The organism is Fodinibius salicampi (genome assembly GCF_039545095.1).
In the GTDB taxonomy this organism is placed as follows: Bacteria; Bacteroidota; Rhodothermia; order Balneolales; family Balneolaceae; genus Fodinibius; species Fodinibius salicampi.
Window position 1 is genome coordinate 1,730,667 of the sequence record NZ_BAABRS010000001.1, and the last position, 14,943, is coordinate 1,745,609.

Annotated in this window: 7 protein-coding genes; all 7 read right to left on the reverse strand. The window is 48.9% G+C overall.

Annotated features, from left to right (window positions below):
- Window positions 1-3: 3 nt before the first annotated feature.
- Window positions 4-1,860 (reverse strand): sulfatase-like hydrolase/transferase, encoded by a 1,857-nt coding sequence (locus ABEB05_RS07430; protein ID WP_265788898.1) that lies wholly within the window; start codon window positions 1,858-1,860, stop codon window positions 4-6.
- Window positions 1,861-2,104: 244 nt separating this feature from the next.
- Complete coding sequence (locus ABEB05_RS07435) at window positions 2,105-3,673, reverse strand: sulfatase family protein (RefSeq protein ID WP_265788900.1); 1,569 nt, start codon at window positions 3,671-3,673, stop codon at window positions 2,105-2,107.
- A gap of 80 nt (window positions 3,674-3,753) precedes the next feature.
- Window positions 3,754-5,097: a sulfatase family protein gene (locus tag ABEB05_RS07440; RefSeq protein WP_265788902.1), complete on the reverse strand. Its 1,344-nt coding sequence runs from the start codon at window positions 5,095-5,097 to the stop codon at window positions 3,754-3,756.
- A gap of 21 nt (window positions 5,098-5,118) precedes the next feature.
- Window positions 5,119-6,561: an arylsulfatase gene (locus ABEB05_RS07445; protein WP_265788904.1), complete on the reverse strand. Its 1,443-nt coding sequence runs from the start codon at window positions 6,559-6,561 to the stop codon at window positions 5,119-5,121.
- 262 nt (window positions 6,562-6,823) lie between these two features.
- A complete protein-coding gene (locus tag ABEB05_RS07450; protein WP_265788906.1) occupies window positions 6,824-9,457 on the reverse strand; it encodes an alkaline phosphatase D family protein in 2,634 nt (877 codons plus the stop codon).
- 14 nt (window positions 9,458-9,471) lie between these two features.
- Window positions 9,472-11,469: a sulfatase-like hydrolase/transferase gene (locus ABEB05_RS07455; RefSeq protein WP_265788908.1), complete on the reverse strand. Its 1,998-nt coding sequence runs from the start codon at window positions 11,467-11,469 to the stop codon at window positions 9,472-9,474.
- A 261-nt stretch (window positions 11,470-11,730) separates the two neighbouring features.
- On the reverse strand, window positions 11,731-14,748 hold the full coding sequence (locus ABEB05_RS07460) for a PVC-type heme-binding CxxCH protein (protein ID WP_265788910.1): 3,018 nt from the start codon (window positions 14,746-14,748) through the stop codon (window positions 11,731-11,733).
- Window positions 14,749-14,943: the final 195 nt, after the last annotated feature.

Below are 14,943 nucleotides of genomic sequence, written 5' to 3' on the forward strand. Positions count from 1 at the left end.
AATCTAATTTTCCAATAACTTTTCTGATGCTCTGAATATATAATTACCGGTCCCCTGAGTACCTTCATACTCGTCAAAAAGCGACCGAACTCGACTTGACAATTTAGCCGGCATAGAATCCAGTTCGATTGCTTCCAACAAGTTCAATGCTCGCAGCTTTACGTGCTCATCAGGATCCCGCAAAGATTCTTCAATAATTTTAAATGCTTCGGGTTGCTGATCAAGTGAATTCAGCGCTTCGGCAACAGCTACACGAACGACACCAGAAGGATCGTCGGTCCGTTGCAATAATTGATCCACATAACCTGAAGCATGAGCATTGCTAATAGCCAGTCCCATGGCCGCCCAGAATCTTATCGAGGGGTCGTCGTGATCCAGCCGTTCCGCCAATACTTCTACATTCTCCCGCTCATTCAGAGAAGCCATTTCGGCGGTTTCTATAATTTCTTCAAGAGGGACGTTATCCTCACGGACTGCTTCATATAAGGTACCTTCTCCACGAAGACTGTCAATAATTCCCTCCGGTATAAAGCCCAAATCTCTTTGATCTCGAATCCATCTTTTATTAACATGCCGCAAGCGTTTCAATTCATCCTGATACTCTGGTTCATCCGCCAGGTTATGGACTGTATGAGGATCATCTGCTAAATTGTAGAGTTCTTCGGCCGGTTTAGATTCAAAAAAAACCCGCTGAGTTTCATTAAGATTGCCCTCTTGATATTCCTCTTCCCAGCTCTGCATGGTAGGAGCCATCCATAAATACCACAGATATTGACCATAAATACGCTGAGGCATGTAATTGCGGACATACAACCATTCTTTGTCATGAACAGCCCGTACCAGGTCGTACCGCTCGTCCATGCGTCCCCGGTATGTATGCACATATTCCCGAGCCTCAGCTTCATACTTTCCCAAAAACGGTTTGCCGTCCATAAATTCCGGCGGCTCAATACCTGCCAGACTCAAAACTGTGGCGGAAAAGTCTACAAAGGAAACCAGTCGGTCGGTACGTTCCTTGTCAGGTGCCAAATGTTCGTATTTAGGAGGTACATAAACAATCAGTGGAATCTGTAGTCCCCGCTGATTCATAAACCGTTTAGAACCGGGCAAAGCTCCCCCATGATCGCCATAGTAGAATATGATGGTATTTTCGGCCTCACCCGATTCTTCCAGATCTCTAAGTATTTCTCCAACCTGCTCATCCATCCGGCTAACTTCATCATAATAATGAGCCCAGTCCCTTTTAATCGTTTCTGTTTGCGGATGATAGGGCGGAACCGGTGCCTCTTCGGGATCATGGATTAGCGTATCAATCGGATCGTGCAGGCTACTCTCGTGGCTAATGGTTATATTTCGAACGTGGAAAAAGGGTTGTCCCTCTTCTCGGTCACGATAATGAGCCTCACCACTGGATTCATCCCAAACTTCCGGCTGATCAACTGTATTATAATCTTTCTTTCGATTGTTAGTGGTATAGTAACCAGCCTCCTGCAGGTACTTTGGGAAAAATTGAGTTTCTTCCGGTATTGGATAGATACTCCGCATATTTTCAGTACCCATCCGGTTCGCATAGGTACCGGTAATCAATGTAAACCGGGAAGGCGCACACACAGGCGTGGTGGCGTATGCATTCTCATAGATGGTTCCCTGATCTGCTAATTGATCAATATTGGGTGTATCCGCATAATCATCCCCATAAGCCCCAATAAAAGGGCTATTGTCCTCGCTGGTTATCCACAGAATATTGGGCAGAGGAGGATCTTCAGATGTTTCTGCACAGCCACAAAGTGTAGCAACCAGCAGCATAATTAATCCTGATTTAGTAACACACCCCCAAATCCCCTTTTCAGTCCAATCCATTTTTTAAAAATATTATTAACACTTTTAGGATTAGGATGTAGCCAGTGAGTCAAACTCCCATTCCACCCTTTATAATACAAGTAAATGAATTCTTGTATCTATTTTCTCACTACTTGTAAGTTCAAAGTCGCTTTTCTCCGGGAACATCAGCTAATAAAACCCCTTTATCCCTTAAACACATTTTGTTAGTACTCATATCTTCCCCCTAACTAATTAAAGAAATCTAACTCGAAAATAACAATCCTTAATCTTCGCTCAACGGCAGTGCCCACTCGGGAGGTGGAAAATCCCTCATTGGTCCCCTGAGACGCGGATAGTTTTCCCACACATCGCCGTCACCAACCACGCGGGGATCCTCTGTGTCTCTAAGAACTCCCGTCAACTGTTTCCGGAAACTGCGGGTAAGCTTTTCGTAATCTGGATCCAGCGCCAGATTATTAATACATCCGGGATCTTTCTTAATATTGTATAGCTCTTCTGAGGGCCGTCGCCCAACGGCGAGATGCAAGTATCGGTTGAAATAGGGATCATCGGCCTGTTCCGTCATCACCTGCAACGTTGGAGCGGAGTCGATATCATGATAGCCGCTATGCATGGAGGTCAGTTTTCCACCTTCAATCCGTCTTGGACTCCCGGCTGGCCATCGATGGGGGGCGAAGTTCCGGATGTAAAGATACTGATGCGTGCGAAGAGACCTCTGGGGATATCCCAGATTATTCCAACGGGAGCTTGAGTGACGCTCCCGTCCCGAATAGACGGCGTCTCGAGTGGGATCCACGATGCCTTCTTCCGAGGATGTCAGAATATCCATAAGACTATGTCCTGTCATGGAATATTCACCCCGATGCTCGACTCCGGCCGCCTCGAGTATCGTTGGCATAAAATCAATTAAACTGACGAGATCATCAACCACACGTCCTCCTTCCACCCGCTCCCCCCATCGCACCGCCAGCGGAACATGAATCCCGTCTTCATAGAGGTTTGCCTTGGCCCGCGGGAACGGCATACCGTTATCAGATGTCACAATAATCAGTGTATTTTCCAACTCACCCCGCTCCTTCAACAGGGTAACAGCGTTCCCCAGGTGCCGGTCAAACCATTCGATTTCAATGGCATAATCAAGCAGATCGCTTCGCACTTCAGGCGTATCCGGCAGGTAATCCGGAACCTCCACATCCTCAATATTTTTGCCCGCCGCCCGGCCTATACCTTTTTCATAGGGACGGTGCGGTTCTGAAGTACCAAGCCAAAAATAAAAGGGAGATTCCACCGGACGCTGCTCCAAAAAGGCCCGGAAGTTACCGGCATAATCGATATCCCGGATATAATCATGTGGTGGATCAAGCACCTCATCCTGGAAGGCTGGTCCCGCCGGATTTCGGTCCCTGCCTCCTACTTCCCAGTCACCCGGCCCCCATCCCTTTCCGGTGTAGCCTACCTCGTAGCCCGCTTCTTCAAGTAGGTTGGGCAGGACGGTATATTTTTCAGAAAATGAACTAGCGTGCGTCCCCGCGGCCTCATTTTGCCAGGGGTATCTCCCAGTCAGTATCGTAGCACGAGAGGGACTGCAACCGGGGGATGCCACAAACCCATTCATGAATAAAATACCTTCCTCTGCCACCCTGTCAAAAACCGGAGTTTCCACAAAATCTGAACCATAGGCTGAGGCGTGGGGAAAGGACTGATCATCACTGATGACAAACAGGATATTGGGACGCTGATCCTGGGCATAACCCGAAACTCCCCACGCTACGATCAAACCCAAAAACAGTATTTTTTTAGCAACTGAACTAAACAAGTGAAAAGTGTCCATGATCTGTGTTCTTTAAGAGTACGTATTCACATCCCTCATGTCCCAAGGTTTTTGACATTTAGGATAGACAAAATATTTATTTATTCCTCTTCTCTTGCCAGCCGTTCCAGTTCCCGCCTTCCTTTTTCCAGACGCTCTACCATTTTTGCAACTACGCCGGGCTCCTCCCGGGTATAACTGAACTGTTCGGAGGGATTACGCTCCAAGTTAAACAGCAAGCCTGGATCGTAGTAGTGAGACTCCCCTCTACGCTCTCCCTCAAAGCGGGTCAGCCCCCGCCGGTAGTAGGAGCGGATTACAAATTTCCAGCGCTGTGATCGTACCGCTGTAATTTCCTGATTATTGAAAAAATAGAGATACTCATGAGGTGATTGCTCCCCGCCCTGCAACACCGTCCAGATATTTTTTCCGTCGATGGTCCGGTCCCCGGGCAATTCTGCCCCGGCCAGTGAAAGCAGCGTGGGGAACAGATCGAAATTCATCGTTATTGCATTCGAGCTAACGCCGGGTGGAATCTGTCCGGGCCATCGAGAAATAAACGGAACGCCCTGCCCCCCTTCCCAGCTTGCTGCCCCCTTGCGGTCCCGCAGCCGACCGGAGCTGCCCTCAAACCAGGGACCATTGTCACTCGTAAAAATAACCAGGGTGTTCTCGTCAATATCGTGCCGCTCCAGGGCCTTCAGAACTTGTCCTACACTCCAGTCAATCTCCTCGATCACATCTCCATACAGACCCGCTTTGGATCGCCTTTGAAACGCTTCGGAAGCATACAACGGCACGTGCGGCATGGAATGGGCGAGATAAAGAAAAAATGGCTGATCCGGTTGTTCCTCAATAAACTGAACAGCCTCCCGAGTATACCGCTTGGTCAGGGTTGTCTGATCAACAGGCTCTTCAAGGACTTCCTTGTTGCGATAAAGCGGCAGCGGATGCATATCATTGCTGTAGGGCAATCCATAAAAATAATCAAAGCCGTTGCCGGTGGGCCAGGAGACGTCAACCGTTCCCAAATGCCACTTGCCCACCATACCGGTCCGGTATCCCTCAGCTTTTAGAGCCTCAGCAAGTGTGATCTCCTCCTCTGGCAAGCCGTGATTATCATCCGGAAACAACACGCTGTGGGCCAACCCCGTCCGTATAGGATAGCGACCGGTTAAAAGCCCCGCCCGCGCAGGTGTACATACGTTGGCACTCGAATAATGGTGAACCAGTTTTACTCCTTCGGCTTCCATCCGGTCAATATGGGGTGTCTCGATTAGCGGTGAACCGGAACGCCCAACATCCCCATAACCGAGATCATCATTAAAGATGACGATAAAATTCGGATGATCTATCCCGGTACTCTCCTGTGCAATGACAGGGAAGCTACTCATTATATAAAAAGGTATAATAAAACTGATCGTTAATGCTGTTCTTACAGACATAATATGATGTTATTTTTACTGTTAATCTTCTGCCTCCATCGCCTTAGCCCACTCCTGCCACTGTGACTCCAACTGATCAACTACATTCGGGTATTGTCTGGCTAAGTTCTTTGTTTCTGTACGGTCGGTATGCCGGTCATACAATTCCCACTCATCTTCCCAACTTACCATCTTCCACTTTTCAGTTTGAATAGCACGTCCGCTGTTCCACTCATAAAACAATGGGTGTTCTCGCTCGATAGAATCTCCTTTAAACAGTGGAAGCAGGCTGACTCCTTCCATTGGATGTATAGACTCGCCTCGGTACTCCTTGGGATAGTCCGCTCCGCTTACCTCAACCAGCGTGGGCATGATGTCTATAAAATGAAGTAGGCTATGGTCTACCCGTCCCCCTTCTGGAATGACTTCCGGCCAGTGAACAATAAAGGGCGTAGCCGTTCCACCTTCATGGGAATAGTTCTTATAGAAACGAAATGGAGTATTTGCTACATTGGCCCAGTCTTCTTTCAGCGATGCCCAACGGGTTATGGAGCCTATGGGTCCCTCCCCGATTTGCACAACTTCAGCTGAGGCGCCGTTATCTGAGGCAAACATTATAAGCGTGTTGTTCAGCTCATCTCTTTCCTCGAGGTAATCAATCAGCCGCCCGATATTCTGATCCATCCGGTCTACCATGGCGGCATAGACCTGCATCCGCCTTGCTTGGTCGACCTTCGTCGAGTCGTCAAGATCGGGCCAGCTGCGATAAGTCGGCTCCGATCGCGGATAGCGCTCATCCAGCAGTCCCATTTGACGCTGACGCTCGTAGCGGCCTTCGGCTATTGCCTCATAACCAACCTCATAGACTCCATCATACTTTTCGATAACCTCTTCAGGAGCTTGCAGAGGATCGTGAGGAGCCTGATAGGAAAGATATAACAGAAACGGATTCTGTTCATCCTCATAACGCCCCAGCAACTCCAGCGCCCAATCGGTCCAGCTGTCGGTGCCATAGTAATTCTCCAGGGGCGTATAGGGAGCAGCCAATGAGTCATCAAACATAAATTTCCGTGGATATGCCCACTCTTTCTGAGCTGGTGCACCCGGATCGCCGGAACGCTGCTCGCCGGGGTTGAAGTAGTTGGCCGCCCCGTCGCGCAGTCCCCAATAATGATCAAAACCCCATTCATAAGGATTGTCCGTACTGTGGTGCTTTCCTACAAAAATCGTAGTATATTCCGACCTGCTTAGCACTTCCCCGAACATTACTGCCTGCTCGAAGCCCCCTGGCGATTCTCCCATTCCCACTTGCTGGGCATACTGTCCGGTTAACAGCACGGCTCTTGAAGGAAAACATTTACTGGTATTGTGCATCTGGGTAAACCGTATACCGTTTCCCGCCAGTCGGTCCAGGTTCGGCGTTTCTATCTCAGATCCATACGCCCCAATATCCGAATAGCCCAGGTCATCGGCCAAGATAAACACAATATTGGGTCTAGGGGATTCATTAGGGTTGTCGGAATCCTGACCGCATCCACTGAGTAGTAATACTACAAGTAAAAAACATATAGAAATTGGAGATATACAGTATTTTAATATGGGTCTGATAGTCATTTGATTAACAAATCATAGTGATTTTTTTACTGCTTTTTGAAAGAAAACACCTAAATACTGCTATCTCCGGAGTACCTTTTCATCATAACGAAGCATAGACTGCACAGGTAGTATAGCTCCATTTAAAAACCATTTATTCAAATTTATAAACAATAGGCTCCGAATCTTCCCCCGGGGTTACCCCTTCAACTTCCTGCCATCGATCCTGATCAGGTTCTCCTACTCTAATGGTATATGTGGAATGGAGATCAAAGACCTTGGGTGTGAATCGATCTCCCTGTAAACGCAAAGCATATTCCAGCTGATCGCTCTCTTCTTGATAGAGCTGCAGGACAGGATTTTGCAGCCCTTGGACCCTAACTTCTGGCAGGTACCCTACGGCCTTGCGACCATAATTGGCTTGCTGGCTCACGACAATCGGCCAGCCATCGTACTGCCCCTCGGGATTAGCGAGTGGGTCCACGTATCGGGGCCAGCATTCGATCCGCATGCTGCGGTCCGTTTTATCGAAGGTGACTATTCCATAGCCGGTCACCCGGTCGTAGATCAGGCCCGGATCCCGGTTGGTCTGGACCGGGTTGGCTACCGCCAGGACCGTCATTTGGTTACCAAAAGCATCCTTAAAATTGCCTGTATATTTCGGGCGACCAACCAGCGGCTGATGATCCTCTTCCACGGTTGGCCACCACCGGCGGGGCCAGATATTATTCAGAGCCGGACCGGTAAATACAAAACCTGCATCACGGTATTCATCCACCCCGTATTGGATGACACTCCCCAGATGTTGATCGCCGGCAATATGTAAAGCAAAACCCCGACGGATAAGATCCAGTGCCTCGTCGCGCCCTTTTTGTGGCCATCCGTTAGTATCCATATCCCGTGCAGGATAATCCCCTGATGGGTATTCTCCCCGGGGCGGAATCGGTTGTTGTGGTACATTCCGGTCATGTGTCGCTCCTTTTGACATGGTATGTGCCCCAGAAAACGGAGATTGGGAAAGCACTGCTTTCATCTTTGCTCCATGACTCCAGTCGGCGACCCACTGCTCCAAAAAGGCCTGTTGGCGGCCTCCCAAAAGATCAGCATCAATATCATAGTATTGGCTCAAATCGATATCCGGATCCTGCGGGAAACCGTTGACCACCTCAAACGGGAGCACGTTACCCGGGGCGGACTTGAACTTACGGTCCTCAAGGATCGCAAGACTCACACCCCCGTAGGTCCAGTCGGTATAATAGACACCAATATCCTGTTTTATCGGTGTGGGATCCCATGGGTCCGGCAGGTGGCTGGTGAGCGTCCGCTCCACCATTCGCACCCATTCAGGGGGATATTTATACCCACCTTTGTCCTGAGCCTCATACCCCCACCCCTTATCGGTGGGAGCTTCCTTTCCTCCCTCCCCCCAAATATTGCCGTGAAATACGTCGTGGTCGTCGGGGATGAATCCACCCGGTATGTGCCGGAAAATATCCCGATAGGACCATCCGAACATGTACCACTTTCGTAGGTAGTCCAGCGTAGCTCGTTCCACATCGTCGGTTCGCTCCGCGCCAAAGCCACCGTGCGACTCATATATTTGATCGCCCAGAAACATGGCTATATCGGGGTGGTGCTTTTTCACATTCTCAACCACTTCTGCGTTCGGAAAGCCGTGATGACTGTTACAGCTGAATACCGCCATCTTCACCCGGTCAGCCGACACCGGCTCCCCGGTAATGGTCCCTTCATAAAAATATTCTTTGTCGCCCGACTTCAACGGCAATTCCAGACGAATCCGGAAGGGAATATCCTCATCGTGCTGCCAATCTTCGATACGGAAATGGGCGGTACGCGCGAGCTGATGGATATTGGTATCCTCCACGGTTTCCCACTGGCCGCCTGACCGAAGCTGCAGCTCTACTTTGTGACCATTTATCATTTCCACCGGCGCAAGCTGGGCGGTTATCTTGAGCACTCCCCGATCCAGGGTATATTGGGCAAAACAAATAGGCCCAAAAGTCTGACCCGGATTAGAACGCACTTTGCTGCCAGATATTCGCCAGTCGGAAAACCGTACCGAGGGAGCCATGGGCTCTTTTTCTTGTGAGGATAAATGGGACAACAATGCTACATTTCCCTTTAATTGCCCGGCCTCTATTCCTTCTGCCGTTAGGCTCCCCAGCAGTTTTCCGCTTGAAACGTCAATTGCCTTTAAACTCAAGGTGTACGGACCGCCGGCTTCGGTCGCATCCAACTCCAGACGAACTGGCCCCTGCAGGGAAATCGATTCATCCCCGCGCTCCCCACCGATAAACAACCGACCGTTTGCATCCATACCGATTTGCAGTCCCTCCCCGTATATCGCGTTACGCCGGTAGTCTTCAAATTGAACACGGACGGGCTGATCCCCTGCCCGGGCACCGATGCGAAATCCAACCCGATCCTGCCCGGAACCGGTGTTATTGAGCAGTTCCAGTTCAACTGCTATTCTAAAATCACCGGCGCCCTCTCCCAGCTGGTGAGTCAGGCAATGCAGGGTTCGGTTGGAAGCGCTGATCAAGCATTCAACCTGTCCGTCTGCTATACACCAGTCCTGCAGCCGGTTGCCCCAGAATTCAGGACCGACCCAGCGCATATCCGGCCATTCCGTCCACCGGCTGCGCATCGGGGTGGATGCTTCTTTTAGTGTATTCGGATTTTCTTTTGCCCCGCTTTTGCCCGGTTTGAGAAACGTCCACGAAGCCGTACCTAACAAAAGGGTTTTGATACTTTCCTTGCGATCCATAACTGTAAAAAAACTTAAATGTTATCAGGTTGGTGACTCAGCTCTTTCGATTCAATATCCTGCATGGATAGCCCAGGCCCACTCCACTGTAGCTGAAGAGAGGGAGTACCATCTTCTTCCGCCCGGGCATAAATAAGCTGAACGGGATGGTATCCTTCTTCCAACCTTATTTCAGAGGTGATAGCCGACCCCGAATCATATTCTTTGTCGGCATCAATGACCATTGCATCGTGGATGCGGAGCACAGCACCGCGGTCGGCCTGGAGGCTAAACGTATATACTCCTGTTTCGGGTACCTCCAACAAGCCGGCGTATTCCAATACAATATGCCTATCCCGGGTTCGCACCTCGAGATCAAATCTCTCTGTGATTCCGCTTTGCTCAGGGGCTTGTTCCAGCGTATGCACATCGGGGACCCAGGGAGTAATTACTTCATAGACCCAGTATCGAAGACCTGGCTGTATATTCCCCGGATCAACCAATGCAGGCACCGGCATCTCATCGTAAGGCCGTTCTGCGGACAAATCAGGGCGGCGAATTTGCAGCACCCGGTTCTTCATCTGCTGTTGCAGGGTATCAAAATTATTGCTGCTGGCGGCAAGATCATTCGTCTCTCCCGGATCTTGCCGGGTGTCATAGATCCGAAATTCATCATCTGCAGACTGAATGTTATAACGGATTCCTTTATATCCGCCCAGGTAGAGTACCTGCATCTGTCCACGCTGTTGTTCACGGTGGGATTCGTGAAATTCCTCGTATCCAGGTGTTTCTCCGCCCTGATTGTATTCAACATAGACTTCTCCGGAATGCTGATTGTTTTCACCGGTAAGTACAGGCAGCAGGGAAACACCGTCGGTCCGGGCGGGTGCCGGCAGTCCGGCCATTTCTACGAACGTGGGCAGCCAATCGTGGAATCCACTGGGTGAATCATTCATACTGCCTTCGGATACCCTGCCGGGCCACCATGCAATAGTGGGAACCCGAATACCTCCTTCCCAGGTATCACGTTTAATCCCATCCAAGGGCCCAAAACTGTCAAAAAAGGTGGGATCATATTCACCGTATCCATAAGATTCCCTGTGTGGACCATTATCCGAAGTAAATACTATCATGGTATTCTCATCAATATCCAGGTCCTTAAGCAACTGGATAATATCACCAACGCCGTTATCGATACGACGCACCATACTGGCAAAGCGTTGCTGCGGCTCCGGCCAACCCTGATCGATATAATCTGGGTGGATATAGGTATCTATACTATCCCCGACCGTATTGATGTAGTTGTCTACTTCACCAATCAACTGCACGCCTCCGTCAAGCCCTCCTCCTTCCGGATAGCGGGTGGAAGCCACTTCCAGCCCCGCATGCGGGGTATCATAGGCCAGATACAGAAAAAAAGGCTGATCCTCCTGTTCTTGATCGATAATCCATTTTTTGGCGGCGCCTGTAAACAGGTCGGTGGTATACGCGCCCCTGAGCTGATCGGAGATCTCCTCATTGCCCGCGTACAGTTCTACCTTGGGTCGCTCTCTGACTTTATGGGCCGGGTAGTGATTATGACCATCCCGATGGCGAACATAGCCAAAAAAATGATCGAAGCCCCGTTTCGTCGGATAAGCCTGCCAGGTTTCCGGACTGTTCCCCTCTCTTCCCTGCAAACCATATTTCCCTACGAGACCGGTGGTGTATCCAGCTTCTTTTAGCACCGAAGCCAATGTATGATTATCCGAGAGTGCTTTATCAAACTGATTGTCACGTATATTGGCATGTCCCTGGTGCACGCCCTGCAGCAAAGACGCCCGCGAGGGAGCACATACGGGCGCTCCCACATAATGGCGGGTCAACCGCATTCCTTCACTGGCCATCCGGTCCAGATTAGGCGTTTTATGATGAGGCTTTCCTTCTTCCCTTCGCTGGTTCTGGTAAAAGGCTCCTATATCCCCATATCCAAGATCATCGGTGAGAATAAAGATGATGTTGGGTGGCTTCTGGTTAATTTCTGGTTGTTGCATATCCGATTGGCATGCAGAGAGGATAATAAAGGATATAAAGAAGCTGAATAAATATGAATTTCTATGCATTAATTACCGTTTAGGCTACTGTATTAACTGATCCACTCTTAACTCTTAATACTTTTATTAAGGATTTGATAAGAAATAAACAAGCTGGAAATCTTCAGCCAGAGCTTTCAATCGGAATTACTGGCAACTTTTATCAAACAGCGATTCATTCATATGAAATTCTCTTTGTAATTCAGAAAACCGGTACAAACTTCACTCCTCAAAAGGATGTTGTTCCAGCAACTCATCTGGCGAATAAAACCCATTTTTATCACGAGTAGCAGCCCGTATTTCTTCCACTTTCTCAGGAGTAATTGCCGATGCTTCATTTCCAAATGCATTTCTTACATAAGTCAGTACAGCGGCGACCTCTTCGTCATCGAGCATTCCTCTGAAGGGAGTCATGGGAGTATTCCCCGGATATGCCATCCCAAGTACTTCTATGGGACCAGACAAACCATTTAATGTTAATTTAATCAGTCGTTCTTCATTTCCGGTCACCCACTGGGTTCCCCTCAAAGGAGGAAAACCCGAAGCAGTTAATCCTTTGCCATCGGGCTGATGACAGGTACCACAATAGCCGTCCCTTGAATAGATCTCCCTGCCTTTCATGAAGAGGTTTCGTTCAGTTCCGGTAAGGCTAGTTTCTATTTCCTCAGCTGTTTCGTCCTGAACTGTTTCTCCAAGCAGGCGCGCAAGAGCTGTATCGTAGGATGGCCTCATCCAGTCATCGATGGGGTAGTTGGCGGCTTCGTTTAGAATGGATAAACCGTCGTCTTGGCTCAACCATGAGGCTGCTACAATTGCCTCCAGGCGAACCCGTCCATGATCATCCGCGGCTGCCTGAACGAACAGATCTACCTGATCCTCCACCTGGTGGCCTGTATATCGAAGCACTCGTACCGCAGCAGCCCTGACCCGGTGATCCTCCGCCTCAAGCAACCGGCGAAGCAGTTCATTGTGAACCTGATTCAATCCCCAGCTTACCCATAAAGCTTCTAACAAGTGGTGTTCGTATCTTTCATTGTCTTCATCAAGGTTGGCAATCCAAGTATCTAAGTATGCCAAAACATCTGATGCATTGCGGCTCCGTAATTCCAGCCGGGTTCGTTCACGAGTTCTTAATTCGGGAAACTTCAGGTTTTCGAACAACTCTTCGATTGTTGCGCCTGCTACATTTGCGGGTTCAACCAGTGGCCGTTCAGGATAGGTAATTCGATAAATACGGCCGTGTACGTGATCCCTGAGTGGATCTCGTGCATTATGCTGCATATGGCCGATCAACACATTATGCCAGTCAACCAGGTAGAGTGAACCATCCGGTGCAAATTCCATATCCACAGGACGAAAATTTCTATCTTCTGACTGCACCAAATCCATTCTGTGCCTGCTTTTATAACCCGTACCGTCATCCTCCAGTGTGTGCTGTTTGGTACCTAAAAACCCTATCGTATTATTTATCAAAAAATCTCCCTGAACTTCATCCGGAAAATGACGGCTCGACACAAATTCCAACCCTGAGGTTGGGCGAACCCGGTGGTCATCCTCTATCAGGTTTCTCGATTTGGGGGTGGCTGTGCCGTACCGGGGTTTAACCGTACCCGGCATCATCCAGAGAACATCCGGGCCGGAGGTTTCGGCAAAGAAATTCTGTCCCCACTCGTCAAATGCAATACCCCATGGATTAGGAATGGATAACTGAGCCGTTCTTTCCAGGCGCCGCCGCTGCGGATTGTATCGGTAAAACCCACCATTGGTTGCCCGAACCGGGCCATAAGAAGTCTCAACATTAGTATGCAAAAAAACCCCCTCCCCCATGTAGATAGCGCCGGATGGATCCGCCGTATAAGCACTGTGTGCATGGTGAGTATCATGATCATCAAAGCCGCTTAACACGATTTCGCTGGTATCTACCCTGTCGTCACCATCAGTATCCCTATATAGCATCAAATTTGTACCCTGCGATACATAAACGCCTTCCGGTGCAAACTCAAAACCTACAGGAAGGTGTAATCCGTCAACAAATGTTGTTTGTTTATCAGCCCTACCGTCACCATCTGTATCTTCAAGAATAATAATCTTATCATCAGGTTTTTCATCGCCCGGCTTGTAGTGTGGATAGCTCGGCATGGTAGCCACCCAGAGGCGTCCTTTGGTATCAAATGAGAGTTGAACGGGATTTGCCAGATCGGAAAAATCCTCTTCAGATGCAAAAAGTTCAATTTCATAACCGGGAGCCATCTCAAATGTCTCGAGTGCTTCCTCGCCATACAAGTATTCGGGATTCCCGTGCTGATCGGGATCGAAATTAGTTTCCACTTCCGGTAGTTGCCTGGTATTTTGATCCGCTGCTGCCACGTCCATCTGTTCACCATTTGCCGCACGCCAAATCGCTGTATCCCTGATAGCGGTCATTTGCCTGATTTTCTCAATCTCAGCCGGATAGTTGTCCGGCCCAAACGGATTGTATCTACGGCCATAGGCATGCACCCCATTTGGTATTTTGAAATCATTGTGCCACATCCAGTTTTTTTCAAGTACAGCCTCGTGAACCGATTCACGATATTCTTCAGCCTCCCTTCCCATCTCACCAAAAACCTGGTCAGCCAGTAGTTTTGCGAACTTCGAGTACCCTTCATCATTGAGCTGTGAACCATCAATGGTAAACGGACCTTCACCCGATTTAAACCACTCTTTGGATGGCGAAAAAGCATCAATGAAAATTACCTCATGCTCTTCGACAACTTCCTCCATTGCATCCGTATAGAGGCTCAGATTTTCATTTTCCTTACTCCCGTCAGGCAGGTCATGCTCATCAGAAAGGTTCTCAAAAGCTATGGGAGAAACAATAGCAAGCTGCGGGGGTGTTTCTCCATTATATTTCTGAGCTAACGTATGCCGAATGAAAGCATCCAGTTCTGCTTTGTAATTTTCAAGCCCGCCTTCTCCTTCAAACGATTCATTATAGCCAAAAAATGCAATGATGATATCTGTTTCAAGCCGGGTAAGCCACTCGTCCGGCGTTTCAAAGTGGCCTTCACTTTCTGACTCTGCAGCTAATTCTGTTTCTGTGTAAAACTGTTCAGCGCCGGGGAATGCCCATGGCGAGTTACGGGATGCATGTGGACGAAATCCGGGCGTATTTCCGGGATCGCTCATATTTCGGACAAAAAGTGAACTATCAGGATAGCGAACATGCATCTGGGTTTCAAAATGGCCGAAATTCATCATTCTTGACCCCAGATTATTCCCAATTAACGTAATATGAGCATCCTTGCTGATGTGTAGAGTATTATCTGTTCGGGAGCATTGAACAGTACTTAAAAAAATTGCAGCAATGGCTAAAAACGTCGGCAACTTTCTAAAATTCACTTTTGAGTTAATCACTATCTATTGTTTTAAGATGTTGAATGTCCGACTTACCCT